The sequence below is a fragment of the Thauera sp. SDU_THAU2 genome (genome assembly GCF_038260575.1).
Classification (GTDB): domain Bacteria; phylum Pseudomonadota; class Gammaproteobacteria; order Burkholderiales; family Rhodocyclaceae; genus Thauera.
In genome coordinates this window covers 3,820,198-3,837,558 of the sequence record NZ_JBBWUN010000003.1, presented here as the reverse complement: position 1 = coordinate 3,837,558, position 17,361 = coordinate 3,820,198, and the positions used below count along the sequence as shown (strand labels likewise).

The window sequence follows — 17,361 nt, the reverse complement described above, 5'->3', positions numbered from 1 at the left end:
GCGCTGCCCGTGGTGCACAAGGAAACGGCGGCTCCGGAGAATGTCCGGGCCGCCGTTTCTTACGTCTCGCCGTTGCCGGTCTTCAGCAGGGGCATCGGCTGCCGCTGCGCTCGGCGCTGGGATAGCGCGCCTCCAGGCAGTAGCGGTAGAACTCCTCGCGGGTGAAGGGCGTCGCCTCCGGGTGGCGCGAGCGCATGTGGTCCAGATAGTACTCGTAGTCGTGGATGCCGATCACGAGACGGCAGGTCTGCACCACTTTGCGCGCGGCGTCGCGCAGGCCCGAAAGCCAGTTCGAACCCAGGCTGTAGCGCTCGAACTCGGCTTCGGACATCGGTACGGCGTCCGCCTGCTGCGCGCGCGTCTCGGCGACGTAGCGCGCATAGGCGTCGTCCAGCCCGGCCGCCGCTGCGGCTGCTTCCCCGGCGGCCGCGGCCGGCGCCTCGGCGGCGCCGGCCGGCTTGCGGCCGGTGAGGTAGGAAAGATCAAGCACGGGCGGGCTCGGACTGGTAGGCCGGCGCCACTTCGTTCGCCGTCGGCGTGGTGCTGGCGAGCGCCTTGCGGATGTTGATGACCACCGCCACCAGCATCACCACCGCCACGATCATGAAGAAAGCGCATAGCGCCGCGTTGATCTGGTTGTTGAAGGCGACGCGCGACATCTCCTCGATGCTCCTGGCCGGCGCCAGGATGGTGCCCTGGGCCGCAGCTTCGTTGAAGCGGTTGGCCAGCGCGAGGAAACCGACCTTCGGATCCGGGCTGAAGATCTTCAGCCAGCCGGCGGTCATCGTGGTGATCAGCAGGAACACCGTCGGCACCACCGTCACCCAGGCGTAGCGCTCCTTCTTCATTTTGAACAGCACCGCAGTGCCCAGCAGCAATGCCATTGCGGCGAGCATCTGGTTGCCGATGCCGAACAGCGGCCACAGCGTGTTGATGCCGCCCAGCGGATCGACCGTGCCCTGATAGACGAAGTAGCCCCAGCCCGAGACGGCCACCGCGGTGCCGAGCAGGTTGCCGGCCAGACTGCGGGTCTGGCTCATGCCGGGGATGAAGGTGCCGGCCAGATCCTGCACCATGAAGCGGCAGGCACGCGTGCCGGCATCGACCGCGGTGAGGATGAACAGCGCCTCGAACAGGATCGCGAAGTGATACCAGAACGCCATCATCGCCTTGCTGTTGAACAGGTCGGTGATGATCACCGCCATGCCCACGGCGAAGGTCGGCGCACCGCCCGCGCGCGACAGGATGCTGTGCTCGCCGACGTCCTTGGCCATCTGGGCGAGGATTTCCGGCGTCACCGTGAAGCCCCAGCCGTTGATCACCTGCGCCGCGGATTCGACCGTGGTGCCGATGACGGCGGCCGGCGAGTTCAGCGCGAAGTAGATGCCCGGGTCGAGGATCGTCGCGCAGATCATCGCCATGATCGCGACCAGCGACTCGCCGATCATCGCGCCGTAGCCGATCACGCGCATGTGCGACTCACGCTCGATCAGCTTGGGCGTGGTGCCCGAGGACACCAGCGCATGGAAGCCCGAGATCGCGCCGCAGGCGATGGTGATGAACAGGAAGGGGAACAGGCTGCCGGAGAACACCGGGCCGGAACCGTCGACGAACTGGGTCATCGCCGGCATCTTCAGGTCGGGCAGCGAGACCAGGATGCCGATCGCCAGGCCGATGATCACGCCCAGCTTCAGGAAGGTCGACAGGTAGTCGCGCGGCGCCAGCAGCAGCCACACCGGCAGCACCGAGGCGACGAAGCCGTAGATCACCAGCGCCAGCGTCAGCTGCGGGCCGGTCATGGTGAAGAACGGGCCCCAGTACTCGTGGTGGGCGATGTCCTCGCCGAAGATGATCGCGGCCATCATCAGTACGAAGCCGATCACCGAAATCTCGGCGATGTGCCCCGGGCGGATGAAGCGCATGTAGACGCCCATGAAGATCGCGATCGGGATCGTCGCGGCGATGGTGAAGGTGCCCCACGGGCTTTCGGCCAGCGCCTTGACCACCACCAGCGCCAGCGCCGACAGGATGATGATCATCACCCCCAGCGTGCCCAGCATGACGATCACGCCGGCGAAGGAGCCCAGCTCCTGCTTGGCCATCTCGCCCAGCGAACGGCCGTCGCGCCGCGCCGAGATGAACAGCACGAGGAAATCCTGCACCGCGCCGGCCAGCATCACGCCGACCAGGATCCAGATGGTGCCGGGCAGGTAGCCCATCTGCGCCGCCAGGATCGGGCCGACCAGCGGGCCGGCGCCGGCGATCGCGGCGAAGTGATGGCCGAACAGCACCCACTTGTTGGTCGGTACGTAGTCCAGGCCGTCGTTGCGCCGCACGGCCGGCGTCATGCGCCGGTCGTCGAGCTCGAACACCTTCTCGGCGATGAACTTGCTGTAGAAGCGATAGGCGATGGCATAGCAGGATACTGCCGCCAGGATCAGCCATGCTGCGTTCACGTGCTCGCCCCGGCTCAGGGCAAGCATGGCGAAACCCGCCGCCCCGACCAGGGCGACGAGTAACCAGACCAGTTTGGATATCATGGGAGAGTTCTCCAGATGCTGCAGCGGCACCGACTCTGCTTGCGCGCTTGCTGTGCAGGCAGACGGAGGGCGGAAGCGGCCACGGTGCTCCACTGGGGTGAGTATAGTGTTGTTTTGAGCGCCCGGATGCACCGGGCCAGCTTATTCTATGCCCAGCGGGTAGCTTTGTCTGCCGTCTCGGTCGAGAGGGGGTCTGGAGGGTTCGGTACGGCGCTTCAGAGGCTGAAGCGGCTGACGTTGCCTTGCATCTGGCGGGCCATGGCGCGCAGGCTTTCGGCCGAGCGCGAACTTGCCGAAGTGACGGTATGGATCTGCTCGGCGTTGCTGGCGATCTGCTCCACGCTGCGCGCCACCACGGTCGAGGCCTCCGATTGTTCGCGAAGGGCGATGTCGATGTCGCCGATCAGGTCGGAAACCCGGCGCGCGATCGCGAGCAGTGATTCGATGCTGCTGCCTGCGTCGCGGGCATGCACCACGCTGCGCTCGACGGCTGCAACGCCATCATCGATGCGCGTGACCACCTGGCGGGTGGATTGCTGGATGGTATCGACCATGGCGGTGATCTCGCCGGTGGATTGGGTCGTCCGTTCCGCCAGCTTGCGCACTTCGTCGGCCACGACCGCGAAGCCGCGGCCCTGCTCGCCCGCGCGGGCGGCCTCGATCGCGGCATTGAGCGCGAGCAGATTGGTCTGATCGGCAATGTCCTTGATGACATTGACGATGGCCGAGATCTTCTTCGATTCTTCGGCAAGGCTGCCGATACCGTCCGACGCCGTTCTGACGACCGCCGACACCTGGTCGATGTCCAGTTCCAGCTTGCGCAGCACTTCACGGCCCTCGCGCGCCTTGGTGTCGGAGTCCCGCGCCGCGGCACTGGCCTCGTTGGTTCGGTTCGCCACCTCGCTGATCGACACCGTGACTTCCTCGACGCTCGCGGCGATGTTCGATGCTTCCGAACTCTGGGCGTCCACGCTGGCTTCGAGCTCATTCACGCCCTTGCTGAGTTCTTCGGCGGAGGCGGACAGGTGGGACGAGGCATCACGCGTCTCGCCGATGGTCACGCGCAGCGATTCGCGCATGGCATCGATGGCGCCCAGCAGCTTGCCGATTTCGTCCTTGCCTGCAATCGACCGGTTTGCCGCGGTCTGGCCGAGACGGCCGTTGGCGATACCGTTGGCGATGTCGACCGCATGGTCGAGGCGGGTGCCGATCCGCCGCGCCAGCAGGATGGAGACCAGGGTGGCAAGCAGGGTGCCGAGCACCAGCGCACCGATTGCCATCCGTTTGGCATGGGCGGCGGCTTCGGCGCTTGCCTTGCGCTGTGCTTCGGCCTGCTCGTTAGTGTGCTTGACCAGTTCCGTGGTGGCGATGGCGACCCGGTTGCCTGCGCTGAACCACTCGGTGCGCTGCAACTGCATGGCTTCGAGTTCGCGGCCGCTCCTGACCATCGCCACTGCCTTCATCACCGTGTCGCGGTAGGCGGACACGGCCTTGGTGAAATTGTCGAGCAGGGTGCGGGACTGGGGATCGGTGGCGAGCTTGCGGTACTCCTCGATGGCGCTGCCCAGCTTGCTGTCGATATCCATCAGCGACTGTTCGGTCTTGTTCCGCTCGGCGCTGCTTGAGGCGAGCATGAATTCCAGGCTGCGGATGCGGTAACGCATCCTCCCTTCGCTCATCGCCGTGGTCTGCGTCAGCGAAGGGAGGATGTGATTGGAGACTTCGTCCGAAAGATCGTCCATCCGGTCGATCTGCACATAGCAGATCAAGATTGCTGCGATGAGCAGGCTGCTGGAGAGGACGAAATTGAAAATCAGCTTCGTCCGCAGGCTGAAGTTGTCGAACCAGTTCATGATGTTCTCGGAGGTCGGAAGAGGAGAGCGGCTGCGTCATGGGCTTATCGGCACGCTCCGCCGGATCCTGAAGGCCTGTCGAGTCAAGCCGTATGGTCCGGCCTCGGAGAACATCGTCATCTCATTCGAACAGCGCCCCCACGCTCTGGCCGCCATGGATGCGCTCGATCGCCGCGGCGAACAGCGGTGCGACGCTCAGCGAGGTGATCTTGGGCAGGCGTTTGTGCGCCGCCAGGGCGACGGTGTTGCTGACCACCACCGAGTCGATCGCCGCGTCGCGCAGGCGCTCGATCGCCGGGCCGCACAGCACGCCGTGCGTCGCGCCGGCATGCACGCTGCGCGCGCCGGCGGCGCGCAGCGTCGCGGCCGAGGACACCAGCGTGCCGCCGGTCGAGATCTCGTCCTCGAAGATCACCACGTCGCGTCCGCGCACGTCGCCGACCACTTCGCCGTGCTTGACGTCGGTGTCGCTGACGCGGCGCTTGTCGATGATTGCCATCGGAATGCCCAGCCGCTCCGAGAAGCGGCCGACGCGCTTGGCGCCGCCGGCGTCGGTCGCCACCGCGACCATGTTCGACAAGTCGTAGTGGCGGCGGAAATGCTCGGCGATGGCCGGCACCGCGGTCAGGTGGTCGACCGGCACGCTGAAGAAGCCATGCACCTGGTCGGCGTGCAGGTCCATCGTTAGCACGCGGTCGGCGCCGGCGGTCTTCAGCATGTCGGCGATCAGCCGGCCGGTGATCGAGATGCGCGGCGCGTCCTTCTTGTCCGAACGGGCGTAGGAATAGTAGGGAATCACCGCGGTGATGCGGCGGGCCGACGCGCTGCGCATGGCGTCGAGCGTGATCATCAGCTCCATGATGTGCTCGCTCACCGGCTCGGTGAAGGACTGCACCACGTACACGTCGCGTTCGCGGACGTTTTCCTGGATCTGCACGCGCAGGTTGTCGTTGGAGAAGCGGGAGATGTCGAGCCGGCCGGGGCGGATGCCGAGCCGCTGGCAGATTTCGCCGGCAAGTTCCCGGCTGGCGTTGCCGGCAAAGATCTGTAGGCCGTGGTCGATCACGGGATGTCTCGCTTGTGTGGGTGGATCGGGGCGCGGCTGCGTGTGGGCAGCATGCGTCGGCGCGCCCTCTTTTACTCCGACTCGGGTCTTGGGGGAAGGGGGCGCGGCGGGTAGGATGCCGGCTGGATCGATTTTCCAGCCAGACCTTGCCGATGTCCGTTCCGTTTGCCGCCGCCGCCTCGGCCGCTTCTCCTTCCGCTCGGCACGCGCCCTTTCGCCGTTCGGCGCTGGCCGGCCTGCTCCTTGCCGCATTGCTGTCCGCAGCCGCGCCCGCGCGCGCGGCCGACGCGGTGACGCCGGATGGCGGCGTCTATCGCGGCGGCTTGCGCGACGGCACGCTGCACGGTCAGGGCCGCATCGAGTGGCGCAACGGCGCCTATCGCGAAGGCGCTTTCGTCGAAGGGCTGTCGCATGGCACGGGGGTGGCGGCCGGCGCGTCGGGCTGGCGCTACGAAGGCGGCTTCGACAACGGCCTGATGCAGGGCAAGGGGCGAATGCGCTTCGCCGACGGCTCGGAATACGAAGGCGAATTCCGCGCCGACGAGTTCGACGGCCACGGGCGCTACGTCCGTGCCAATGGCGAAGTCTACGAAGGGGGCTTCAGGAAGGGCCGCTTCCATGGCGAAGGCCGCCTGGAGCTGGCCGACGGCCGCATCTACATCGGCCGCTTCGAGGACGACGAGCCGGTCGGCAGCATGCTGGTCATCCACGACGATCGCCGCTACGAAGGCGAGCTCGTCGACTGGGAGCCGAACGGCGAAGGCCGCTTCACCGACGCCCAGGGCAACGTCTTCGAAGGCAGTTTCGTCGCCGGTGCGCTCAGCGGCAAGGGCAGGGCGAGCATGAAGAACGGCGCCCGCTACGAGGGCGACTTCGACAACTGGCGCTTCCACGGCCAGGGCGTCTTCCGCAACGCCGACGGCGACGAATACCGCGGCGGCTTCGCCTGGGGCCTGTACGACGGTGAAGGCACGATGACGTATGCGCGGCCCAAGCCGGACGGACGCACGCGCGACAGCGGCACCTGGCGGCGCGGCAAACTGCATGATCCGGCGGCCGAGGCGCTGCGCCAGCGCAACGTCGAAACCGCGCTGTACGCCCAGTCGGCCCTGCTCGAACGCCAGCTGCAAGCCCTGCAGCCGCAGGATCCGGCGCGCATCGACCTCTACCTGCTGGCGGTGGCGGGCGACGGCCGGGAAGAAGTGTTCCGCCGCGAAGTCGAGTTCGTGCGCAGCCAGTTCGACCGCGACTTCGGCACGGCCGGCCGCTCGCTGACCCTGGTCAACAGCCGCAGCAGCGTCGATGCCGTGCCGCTGGCGACCCGGACCAGCCTGCGCCGGGCGCTGCGCGCAGTGGCGGACAGCATGGACGTGGAACAGGACATCCTGTTCCTCTTCCTGACCAGCCATGGCTCCGAAGCGCACGAACTGACTTTCAAGCTCGCCGGCGTCGACATGCCCGACCTGCCGGCCGCGGCGTTGGGCGAGATGCTGCGCGAGAGCGGCATCCGCTGGAAAGTGGTGGTGGTGTCGGCCTGCTACTCCGGCGGCTTCGTCGACGCGATCGGCGACGAAGGCACGCTGGTCATCACCTCCGCGCGCCACGACCGGACTTCGTTCGGCTGCGCCGACGACAACGACTTCACCTATTTCGGCCGTGCCTACTTCAAGGAATCGCTCGCGCCCGGCGTGTCCTTCATCGACGCCTTCGACAAGGCGCGCGGCCTGGTGGAAACCTGGGAGCGCGAGGACATCGCCGGCATCCAGGGCGAAGGCGGCGCGGGCGAGGAGCTGGCGGAAGAGGAGCACTCGCGCCCGGTGATCGCCGCGCCGGCGCCGATCCGCGAGCAGTTGCGGCGCTGGCGGGTGCAGTCGGCGGAGTAGCGAAATGGTGGCGGGGGCGGGCTGCGATCTACCGCAACAAGGCCTCGCCTTCATCCACGAAAGCCCGCATCAGGTGATGCGCAATCGCGTACGGTAGCGGCGCCGACAAGCCCTGGGCGTGGGTGCCGGCCAGCATCCCGGCGACTTCGGCGCGGCTGAACCAGCGGGCGTCGTCCAGTTCGGTGGTGTCGATGGTGATGGCCGTGCCCTGCGCCTGGGCGAAGCAGCCGATCATCAGCGACGAGGGGAAGGGCCAGGGCTGCGAGGCGAAGTAGCGCACCGTGGAACAGGGCACGCCGGCTTCTTCGAGGATTTCGCGGCGCACCGCGTCCTCGATCGTCTCGCCCGGTTCGACGAAGCCGGCCAGCGTCGAATACATGCCGGTCGCAAAGCGCGGCTGGCGGCCGAGCAGGCAGCGTTCGCCGTCGATCGCCAGCATGATCACCACCGGATCGACGCGCGGGAAATGCTGCGCCCCGCAGGCATCGCAGTCGCGCCGCCAGCCGCCCGCGACCATGCGGCTGGGCGCGCCGCACTGGGCACAGAAGCGGTGGCGGCGGTGCCAGTCGAGCACCGCCTTGGCGCCGCCGAGCTCGCCCAGCAGCGCGTGGTCCAGTTCGCCCTGCATCGCCACCGTGCGCAGGCTGCGCAGTGCCAGCCCCGGCAGGCCGGCGACGGCATCGGCCAGCCCGGCGCCGAAATCCAGCGCGAACAGCGCCGTGCCGTCCGGCAGCCGGCCGAGGAAGACTTCGCAGACCGGCTCATGCTGCCCCGGCGGCAGCGCCGCCTGCAGCGCGGCCAGTTGCGGCACGCTGAACAAGGCGTCGCAGGCCGCGTCACGCTGCATCAGCAGGGGCTCGTCGCCGCCATGGACGACGAAGCGCGTATCCGCCGCCTGCCTGGCCTGGCGGACGTAGTCTTCGTCCTGGCGCTTGTCGGACAGGCGGTCCAGCGGGTTGAAGCCGAAGCCGATGATGGCGGAGCGGTCGTATGCGTGCATGGGCATGGCGGGGCGTTCAGGCGGGATAGAGCAGGAAAGGCCGGCGGGTTTCGAGCCATGCGGCTTCGTCGGCGCGCGCCGGGCCGTCGAGGTCGGCCGGCGCGGCGGCGGGGTCGTCCACCCATTCGCGCAGCAGCGGCGAGCCGTTGATGAGATCGATCGCCAGGCGCTCGAACTCGTACTCGTAGCCGAAGTCGCGCCACAGCGGGTAGTCCGGCCACAGCCGGTGGATCGCCTTGAAGGCCAGCGCCTGCAGCCGCCACGGACGGAAGGCGGTGTGGTCGTAGTGGACCGGGTCTTCGACGTGGATCTGCACGCCGTTGCACAGCTTGCCGGCATGCTTGTGGAAAGTCGGCTCGAACCAGCAGTCGCGCAGCACGCAGCCGCGCAGCCAGTCGGGCGCGAGTGCGCGCATCTCGGCGATGATGGCGCGGGCGTCGAGCCCGGGTGCGCCGAACAGCTCCAGCGGGCGGGTGGTGCCGCGGCCTTCGGACAGCGTCGTGCCTTCCAGCATCACGGTGCCGGCATAGGCGCGTGCCATCGACAGGTTGGGGGCGTTGGGGCTGGGGTTGATCCAGCTTCGCTCGCCCAGCGGCCAGCCGTGGCCGGGGGCAGCGTCGGGCTGCCAGCCTTCCATCCCGATCACCTGGCAATCGACGTCGAGCTTCAGCGTGGCGACGAACCAGCGTGCCAGTTCGCCCATCGTCAGGCCGTGGCGCATCGGCAGCGGGCCGGCGCCGACGAAGCTCTCCCAGCCGGCGCGCAGCAGCGTGCCTTCCACCGGCCGGCCGGTGGGGTTGGGGCGGTCGAGCACCCACACCGACTTGTCGTGGCGTGCGGCTTCCTCGAGCACGTAGCGCAGCGTGGTGATGAAGGTGTAGATGCGGCAGCCGAGGTCCTGCAGATCGACCAGCAGCACGTCGAAGCCGTCCATCATCGCCGCCGTGGGCCGGCGCACCTCGCCGTACAGGCTGAACACCGGGATGCCGTGCAGCGGGTCGGTGTAGTCGGGCGACTCGACCATGTTGTCCTGCTTGTCGCCGCGCAGGCCGTGCTGCGGGCCGAAGGCGGCGGACAGGCGGAGGTCGGGCAGCGCGGCCAGCGCATCGAGCGAATGCGCCAGCCCGCGCGTCACCGAGGCGGGATGGGCGAGCAGGGCGACACGGCGGCCGGCCAGCGGGCGGCGCAGCGCGGCGTCGGTCAGCAGGCGGTCGAGGCCGAAGCGGATTGCGCCCATCAGCGCTTCCCGTGCGTGTCGGCGGCCCAGGTCTTCAGCGCCAGCACGAAGCCGTTGCGGGCATGGAAGTCGGGCTGCGGCGCGGGATGGCTCAACGCCCAGTATTCGAGTTCGCCGTCGCTGCGTTCGACGACCGCGGCCAGGCCGATTTCGAGATCGGCGCCGGGCGCTACCGCGGGCAGCGCGGCGGCGGGCACGCGCGCTTCCAGCCAGGCGGCGTCGCCGTCCCGCGCGAAGCGGATCGATGGGCCGGCGTCGGCCTGGAAGTCCACGTTGCGCTCGCGTGGGGCGTGAAAGTCGTAGATCGCCCACCGGCCGGATGGCGAAAAGTTGAATTCGCGGTAGCCCGCTTCGCCCGGGACGCCGACGAAGGCTTCGAAACAGGTGTGCTTCCACAACTCGTCCGCGGCGTCGGGTTCGGCCTCGGGCGGGATGCGGATGGCGTCGAGCCGGCTGTCTTCGAGCTTGAACTCGAACACCGCGCCGCCTTCCGGCGGGGCATACATCGTGGCCAGCAGCATGCCGACCGGCGAGGCGGAATCCGCAGGGTCGGCCGGCGTTGTCGAGGGGTGGGGGCGCAGGCCGATGGTGATGGTCGGCACGCTGGGGCGTTCGGGTGTGGGCAGGCTCACGATGGGATCGATGCGGGTGGGGTTGGAGCGGGCGGAGGCGGCGCCCCCGTTTGGTGCAGGCGCAATGGTAGCCGGTTCGCCGGGCCGGTGCAGGCTTCGAGGTGGCAGTGGATCGGCTCGAAAACCGATTGACGATCGGTTTCCCGGCAACGGATACTGCCGGGCGCTGGCCTTGACCTGGAGCCATCTGCTTGACCAATCGCAGCGTACCGGCATTGGGCGATCTGGAAATCGCCGTACTCGAAAGCGCCTGGAAACCGATTCAGGCGCCATGCCGACGCTTGGCCTCCTGCTTCGGTTTGCATCCCTGGCCGGCTTCATGCCGGCATCTCCGCATGCCCTGTTGATTGCGGCCTGTCGCCCGGCAGGCCGCACGTTCTGGCCGAATCTCCATCGTTGTTCCGGTGGATGAGGTCGCGCACGGATCCCGTTCGACCGGGGTTTCCGAAGGGTAGCGAGGCATGACGCAGATGCATGGAAGGTTTGCCGAAATGGCATCCGGTCGCCATTGGCCGGCCTGGAGCCGGGTTTTCCCCTTGCTCGCGGTTGCACTTTTCCTGCTCGTGGGCGCCGATCGGGCTTTGGCCCATGCAGTCGCCGAAGGCGACAAGGGCTACATCCAGGAGATCCTCGGCATCCATCCGGCTCCCTTCATGTATCTGGGGGCAAAGCACATGGCGACAGGGTACGACCATATTCTGTTCCTGCTCGGCGTGATCTTCTTCCTGTACCGGATGAAGGACATCGCCCTGTACGTGACCCTGTTTGCCGTCGGCCACTCGGCCACGATGCTGCTTGGCGTGTATTTCAATATCGGGATCAACAGCTACCTCATCGACGCGATCATCGGCCTTTCGGTTGTTTATAAGGCGCTCGACAACATCGGTGCGTTTCAGCGCTGGCTCGGGTTTCAACCCGACACCAGAGCCGCGACGATCGTTTTCGGACTCTTTCATGGACTCGGCCTGGCGACGAAGATCATCGAATACGACATCTCGCCGGACGGTCTGATGCCGAATCTGCTGGCATTCAATGTCGGCGTCGAGATCGGGCAGTTGCTCGCGCTCGGCGCGATTCTCATCGTAATGGGCTTCTGGCGCCGGACAGCGGGCTTCTGGCGCCATGCCTATGCCGCCAACGTCGTGCTGATGTGTGCCGGATTCGTCCTCACCGGCTACCAGCTCACCGGCTATTTCGTCGCCTGAACTGCACGCGGAGAATGCACCTCATGTACAACGTTTCCAAACCAACGCTCGACGAACTGCCCACTTCGAGGCAATTGCTGCGCTCGACGCTTGTCGCATTCGTCGCTGCGATCGCGATTCTGGTCACCATCGTTCTGCCCGCCGAATATGCGATCGATCCCACGGGGCTCGGCCGCATACTGGGGCTGACGGAGATGGGGGAGATCAAGGCGCAACTGGCCGATGAAGCCGCCGCCGACGCCGCGCGGAATGCGGCCAATGCCGCGCCAGCGGCGGGAGCTGCTGTGGCTGCGCAGCCCGGAGCGGCATCGCGGGTGGCAGACGCTTCTGCCTGGCGCGACGAGATGCAAGTGGTGCTTGCGCCCGGCCAGGGGACCGAGATAAAGCTGAGCATGCGGGCTGGCGAACAGGCGCAGTTCAGCTGGATCGCCGAGGGTGGCGTGGTGAATTTCGACCTGCATGGCGATGACGGCGGCGAACAGTCGATCAGCTACGAAAAAGGGCGCGCAGCAGCAGCGAAGGATGGCAGCATCGAGGCCGCGTTCGACGGCAACCACGGCTGGTTCTGGCGGAATCGCGGAGATGCCGATGTGACGGTGACCGTGCGCGCACGTGGCCAATACATGGAAATGAAGCGTGTTCCGTGACCCTTCTGTCGGGCACGAAGGGATTTCCGGCCCCGAGCGTATGGCAGATGGCCGAAGGCCTCCCCGGCCCGGCGCGCGAACCGGGCTTTACCACCAGGAGAGAGTGAAATGAAGATTTGTCCGTTCCTGATCGCCGCCATGGCCGGCGCATCGCTCGCGTCGCCGTTCGCCATGGCCCACCCCGGCGCGCATGACGACGATGAAAAGGAGATCCCCGAGACCTGCGAGCAATTGGCGGATACGGACCGATATGTCAGCGATGTGGCCTATCCGGAAGTAAGGAAGCTGAAAGAGCGGTGCGACGCCGAGAAGAAGCCGTCTGCAGCGGCGCAGCCTCAGGCGCCTGATCGATCGCCCGGCCGCAGGAACTGATTGTTCGAGGCTGCGGCCGGGTCCGTGCCGCCCATTTGCCGGAGGTCGCCTCGCCTGTCGGTTCGGTAGCGTCCGGCGTCCTCCTCGTCAGGCCCCCTTCGTGCCGTTGGCCGGCACCTGCACGAGGCGCTGGTGCATGTCCATCTGCGGATAGGGGATGGTGATGCCGTTTTCGTCGAAGGCGACCTTCAGTTTTTCCTTCAGGTCGCACATCGTCGCAAAGTGGTCGGCGGTGGCGACCCAGGGGCGCACGTGCAGGTTCACGCTGTGTTCGCCGAGGTCGGCCACGCCGACGAAGGGTTCGGGATCGGCCAGTATCCGCGCATCGTTCTTCAGCACCTGGCCGATGATCGCCTTGACCCGGCGGATGTCGTCGTCGTAGCTGATGCGCAGCAGCAGGTCGATGCGGCGCGTCGGGCGGGCCGAGTAGTTGGTGATCACGCCGGCGTAGATCGCGCCGTTGGGGATGATGATCTCGCGGTTGTCGACGGTGCGGAACGTGGAGCTGAAGATGTTGATCTTTTCGACCGTGCCCGAGGTGCCGCCGGCCTCGACGAAGTCGCCGGCCTTGAAGGGGCGGAACAGGATCAGCATCACGCCGGCGGCGAAGTTCTTCAGCGAGTCCTGCAGCGCCAGGCCGACCGCCAGGCCGGCCGCGCCGATCAGCGCCACCAGCGAGGTGGTGTCGATGCCGAGGCGGTTCAGTGCGGCGATGACGACGACCAGCAGCAGCACGCCCTGCAGGATCGACAGGATGAAATTCACCAGGATGCCGTCGAGGCGGGCGCGTGTCAGCAGCCTGCGCGCCACCGCGACGATGCCGCCGGCGATCCAGCGGCCGATGACGAAGGTGCCGATGGCGAGCAGCAGGTTGATGCTCCAGGGCAGGGCGTAGGTCTGGATCCAGTCGAGATGGGCCAGTCTGTCGAGCATGGGCGTGGAAGTCCTTTTTGTTATCCGGGGAGGGGTTTGCGTCTGCCTTTGGGGGTGGCAGTCTTGCCGCAGGGGCCTTACCTTATCGCAGGCTCGCGGCTGGCGCACGTTACAAGCCGTGTGCGGAAGCCGTTAAACTCGCGGTCTTTGTCCCGTTTCCGCCGGAGCGATCCATGTCCGCCAGCAAGCCTTCCGTCCAGCGCGTCCTCACCGGCATCAAGCCTTCGGGCACGCCCCACCTCGGCAACTACGCCGGCGCCATCCGCCCGGCCATCGCCGCCAGCCGCCAGGCGGGGGTGGAGAGCTTCTACTTCCTGGCCGACTACCATGCGCTGATCAGCACCACCGACCCGCTGCGTGTGCAGCGCTCGACGCTGGAGATCGCCGCCACCTGGCTCGCCGCCGGGCTCGACACCAGCCATGTGTGGTTCTACCGCCAGTCCGACATCCCCGAGATTCCCGAACTGACCTGGCTGCTGAGCTGCGTTGCCGGCAAGGGCCTGCTGAACCGTGCCCACGCCTACAAGGCGGCGGTCGACAAGAACACCGCCGAAGGCGTCGATCCGGACGCCGGCGTGAACATGGGCCTGTACATGTACCCGGTGCTGATGGCCGCCGACATCCTGATGTTCAAGGCGCACACGGTGCCGGTCGGGCGCGACCAGATCCAGCACATCGAGATGGCGCGCGACATGGCCGGCAGCTTCAACCACCTGTACGGCGAGCACTTCGTGCTGCCCGAAGCGGCCATCGACGCCTCGGTCGCCACGCTGCCGGGGCTGGACGGGCGCAAGATGAGCAAGAGCTACGACAATACGATTCCGCTGTTCTGCAGCCCGGCGGAACTGAAGAAGGTGATCTACTCCATCGTCACCGACTCGAAGGCGCCGGGCGAGCCCAAGGACGCCGACGGTTCCGCACTGTTCGAGCTCTACCAGGCTTTCTCCAGCGCCGAGGAAACGCGCGCGATGCGCACCGCGTTCGAGGAAGGCATCGCCTGGGGCGAGGCCAAGCAGGCCTTGTTCGACAAGATCGAGGCCAGCGTGGCGCCGATGCGCGAGAAATACGAGGCCCTGGTCGCCGACCCCTCGCAGATCGAAAAGCTGCTGCTCGAAGGCGCGGCCAAGGCGCGCGCGATCGCCACGCCCTTCATCAACGAGCTGCGCCACGCCGTCGGCCTGCGCAATCTGTCCGACATCGCCCGCCCGGCGGCCGCGGCGGAAAAGGCCAAGGCGGCGCTGCCGCAGTTCAAGCAATACCGCGAGGCCGACGGCCGCTTCCACTTCAAGCTGGTCGATGCCGGCGGCAGCCTGCTGCTGCAGGGCGAAGGTTTCGCCTCGCCGCGCGATGCCGGTACCGTGCTGTCGGCGCTGAAGCAGGGTGCCGCCTTCGAACTGAAGGGCGAGGCGCTGTGGCTGGATGGCGCGAAGGTCGCGGTGCTGGCCGAAGGAGTGGATGAAGCCGCGCTGCGCGCTGCGCTGGCAGCCTTCCTCGAATGAGCCCTAAGGCGGTTCGGCGCGGTGGCTGGCCGGCACCGTCCCGAACCGCCGTCCGTCGGCCTGCATGTTGTTCGCCTGACGATGGTGCCGAGCCTCCGGTCGATCACCTCGTGGCGGACAAGGGCGGTCTCGCCGCCGCCGATTTCCCCCGCAAACATCGCGTCATTCGAGGCTCCCATTTTCGAAGGACGGCAGATTTTGGGTGCGGATTAATCCATATGGAGTATGTCAATAATATTTGAATATATATTTTTCATATGTTAACGTTGTCGCTTTTCATAGATCGATACAGGAGCTACGGCCATGAACCGTCTTCTGGTCGCCCACACCCCCCTTGGCGACACGCTGTGGGCGGTAAGCGTGACGGGGCGCGAAGCCCTGTCCTCGCTGTACCGTTTCACGGTGCGCTTCAAGTCGCTTTCGGCCGACCTGGACTGCCAGGCGATGATCGGCGAACGCTGCGCGATCGAACTGGAGACCGACCGCCGCGGCCGGCGCTACCTCTCTGGCCAGATGATCGACTTTGCCGCGATCGGCCACGAAGGCCGTCACTGGGTCTATGAAGCCACCGTTGCCCCGCGGCTGTGGCACGCCTCGCGGCGCGCGGACTTTCGCATCTGGCAGAACCAGACCGTGCCCGACATCCTGTACCAGGTACTGGGCGAGAACGCGGTGCGCTTCGACATGCGGCTCAAGGCCCGCTACAAGCGCTGGACCTACCTGGTGCAGTACCGCGAGACGGACCTCTCCTTCATCTGCCGCCAGCTCGAACACGAGGGCATCTTCTTCTGGTTCGAGCACGGCGCCGACGGCGAGACCCTGGTGCTGGCCGACCACCTGTCGGCCCACCCCGAATGTCCCGGCTACGCCACCGTCTCCTACTACAGCGGCGTGCAGACGCGCCCGGACCGCGACCACTTCGATGCCTGGCGCCTGACCCGGCGCGTCGAGCCGGGCCGGCTGATCCACGCCGACTACGACTTCGAGCGCCCCTCGTCGGATCTGACCACCGAGCACGCCGACCCGCGCGGCCACCTGTTCGACCACTACACGCGCTTTCACTACCCCGGCGACTACCTCGACACCGGCGACGGCAGCCAGTACGCCGCCAACACCCTCGAGCGCCTGCAGCGCGAACAGGAAACCGTGCACCTGTCGGGCCGCGTGCGCGGCGCCGCCCCGGGCCACCGGCTCACGCTCGCCGAGCACCCGCGCGCCGACCAGAACCGTGAGCTGACGCTCATCGCCGTCAGCTACGACATCGCCGACAACGACTACGAAGGCAGCGTCGGCAGCACCGCCAGCCGCTTCCACGTCGACGTCGAAGCCATCCCCGCCGAGCGCCCCTTCCGCCCGCCGCTGGCCACACCCAAGCCGCGCACCCGCGGGGTGGAAACCGCGGTGGTGGTCGGCCCGCCGGGCGAAGAGATCCACACCGACGAATACGGCCGGGTCAAGGTGCATTTCCACTGGGACCGCTACGGTGCGCGCGACGGCACCGACACCTGCTGGATCCGGGTCGCCTCGCCCTGGGCGGGTTCGGGCTTCGGCGCGATCCACATCCCGCGCATCGGCCAGGAAGTCATCGTCGACTTCGAGCACGGCGATCCGGACCGCCCGATCATCACCGGGCGCGTCTATAACGCCGAGCAGATGCCGCCCTGGCCGCTGCCGGCCAACCAGACCCAGTCGGGCGTGCTCACCCGCTCGAGCAAGGGCGGCGCCGCCGGCGAAGGCCTGCGCGACGGCCCCGGCGACGCCAACGCGTTGCGCTTCGAAGACAAGAAGGGCCAGGAGCAGGTCTGGTTCCATGCCCAGAAGGACTACCTGACCGAAGTCGAGCACGACGAATCCAAGTGGGTCGGCAACGACCGCAGGAAAGAGATCGACCGTGACGAGTTCAACACCATCCACCGCGACCGCACCGAGATCGTCGATCGCAACGAGAAGATCAACGTCCATGGCTGGCGCACCGAGGAGGTGGATCTGGACGAAACCCTCACCGTGCACAAGAACCGCACACGTACGGTCGACCTCAACGAATCGGTCACCATCCACAAGAGCCGCACCAAGAAGGTCGACAACAACGAGACCGACCGCATCGGCAAGAACTGGTCCATCAAGGTCGGCAAGAACAAGACCGAGACCATCTCCATGGCCTACATGCAGAACGTCGGCATGGTTTCGAATGTCAACGTCGGCCTTGTTCATGCGGAAAATATCGGCGTGCTGCACAGCTCCATCGTCGCAGGTCAGCGCATCGAGATGACCGGCGCAAACAAACGTGAGCAGGTCAGCGGCAGCCGGAACACCGAGATCGGGGAGGACGATACGCTGAAGGTCTCGGGAGAATGCAAGATCGATGCAAAGCGCATCGAACTCTCGGGCAGCGAAGAAATCGTGCTCAGTTGCGGCTCCAGCACCCTACGCCTGACACCGCAACTGATCGAGATCCTGTCCTCGCTGGTCAAGATCAATTGTTGAAGGATAAGCA

General features: G+C 66.8%; 14 protein-coding genes. 6 read left to right on the top strand and 8 right to left on the bottom strand.

All coding sequences use genetic code 11. The features are described 5' to 3' along the window. Positions 1–82 precede the first annotated feature (82 nt). The 4 genes from AAFL97_RS19745 to AAFL97_RS19730 form a co-directional block, all read right to left on the bottom strand. Positions 83–490, bottom strand: a complete 408-nt coding sequence (locus AAFL97_RS19745; protein WP_341646379.1) for a YbdD/YjiX family protein — start codon at positions 488–490, stop codon at positions 83–85. After that, the gene (locus tag AAFL97_RS19740; protein ID WP_445954511.1) at positions 483–2,540 is read right to left on the bottom strand and encodes a carbon starvation CstA family protein; all 2,058 of its coding nucleotides are present in this window, start codon (positions 2,538–2,540) and stop codon (positions 483–485) included. Before AAFL97_RS19740 ends, AAFL97_RS19745 begins: the two co-directional genes overlap by 8 nt. 215 nt (positions 2,541–2,755) lie before the next feature. Continuing rightward, positions 2,756–4,393: a methyl-accepting chemotaxis protein gene (locus AAFL97_RS19735; RefSeq protein WP_341646378.1), complete on the bottom strand. Its 1,638-nt coding sequence runs from the start codon at positions 4,391–4,393 to the stop codon at positions 2,756–2,758. 121 nt (positions 4,394–4,514) lie between these two features. After that, on the bottom strand, positions 4,515–5,459 hold the full coding sequence (locus AAFL97_RS19730; RefSeq protein ID WP_341646377.1) for a ribose-phosphate diphosphokinase: 945 nt from the start codon (positions 5,457–5,459) through the stop codon (positions 4,515–4,517). Between the two features lie 152 nt (positions 5,460–5,611). On the opposite strand from AAFL97_RS19730, the gene AAFL97_RS19725 reads away from it, so the two are divergent. Beyond that, complete coding sequence (locus tag AAFL97_RS19725; RefSeq protein WP_341646376.1) at positions 5,612–7,342, top strand: C13 family peptidase; 1,731 nt, start codon at positions 5,612–5,614, stop codon at positions 7,340–7,342. A gap of 28 nt (positions 7,343–7,370) precedes the next feature. Here the strand turns inward: AAFL97_RS19725 and nudC are convergent, their stop codons facing one another. Genes nudC through AAFL97_RS19710 form a run of 3 tightly spaced genes read right to left on the bottom strand, consistent with a single transcriptional unit; the run spans position 7,371 to position 10,211 of the window. Continuing rightward, positions 7,371–8,348 carry an NAD(+) diphosphatase gene (nudC, locus tag AAFL97_RS19720; protein WP_341646375.1) on the bottom strand — a complete coding sequence of 326 codons (978 nt, stop codon included), beginning with the start codon at positions 8,346–8,348 and terminating at the stop codon, positions 7,371–7,373. 10 nt (positions 8,349–8,358) lie between these two features. Then, on the bottom strand, positions 8,359–9,579 hold the full coding sequence (locus AAFL97_RS19715; RefSeq protein WP_445954510.1) for an exo-beta-N-acetylmuramidase NamZ family protein: 1,221 nt from the start codon (positions 9,577–9,579) through the stop codon (positions 8,359–8,361). Then, a complete protein-coding gene (locus AAFL97_RS19710; protein ID WP_341646374.1) occupies positions 9,579–10,211 on the bottom strand; it encodes a DOMON-like domain-containing protein in 633 nt (210 codons plus the stop codon). The genes AAFL97_RS19715 and AAFL97_RS19710 overlap by 1 nt, the downstream gene beginning before the upstream one ends. A gap of 461 nt (positions 10,212–10,672) precedes the next feature. On the opposite strand from AAFL97_RS19710, the gene AAFL97_RS19705 reads away from it, so the two are divergent. From AAFL97_RS19705 to AAFL97_RS19695, 3 genes are all read left to right on the top strand, one after another. After that, positions 10,673–11,416 carry a HupE/UreJ family protein gene (locus AAFL97_RS19705; RefSeq protein ID WP_341646373.1) on the top strand — a complete coding sequence of 248 codons (744 nt, stop codon included), beginning with the start codon at positions 10,673–10,675 and terminating at the stop codon, positions 11,414–11,416. A gap of 23 nt (positions 11,417–11,439) precedes the next feature. After that, positions 11,440–12,063, top strand: a complete 624-nt coding sequence (locus tag AAFL97_RS19700; RefSeq protein ID WP_341646372.1) for a transmembrane anchor protein — start codon at positions 11,440–11,442, stop codon at positions 12,061–12,063. Between the two features lie 108 nt (positions 12,064–12,171). After that, complete coding sequence (locus AAFL97_RS19695; RefSeq protein ID WP_341646371.1) at positions 12,172–12,435, top strand: hypothetical protein; 264 nt, start codon at positions 12,172–12,174, stop codon at positions 12,433–12,435. An 87-nt stretch (positions 12,436–12,522) separates the two neighbouring features. On the opposite strand, the gene AAFL97_RS19690 is transcribed toward AAFL97_RS19695, so the two are convergent. Beyond that, entirely contained in the window at positions 12,523–13,368 is an 846-nt protein-coding gene (locus tag AAFL97_RS19690) for a mechanosensitive ion channel family protein (protein ID WP_341646370.1), read from the bottom strand. A 173-nt stretch (positions 13,369–13,541) separates the two neighbouring features. Here AAFL97_RS19690 and AAFL97_RS19685 point away from each other — a divergent pair, with 173 nt between their 5' ends. Further along, entirely contained in the window at positions 13,542–14,867 is a 1,326-nt protein-coding gene (locus AAFL97_RS19685; protein ID WP_341646369.1) for a tryptophan--tRNA ligase, read from the top strand. A gap of 303 nt (positions 14,868–15,170) precedes the next feature. Next, positions 15,171–17,351, top strand: coding sequence for a type VI secretion system Vgr family protein (locus AAFL97_RS19680; RefSeq protein ID WP_341646368.1), 2,181 nt, complete (start codon positions 15,171–15,173; stop codon positions 17,349–17,351). The last annotated feature ends 10 nt before the right edge of the window (positions 17,352–17,361 follow it).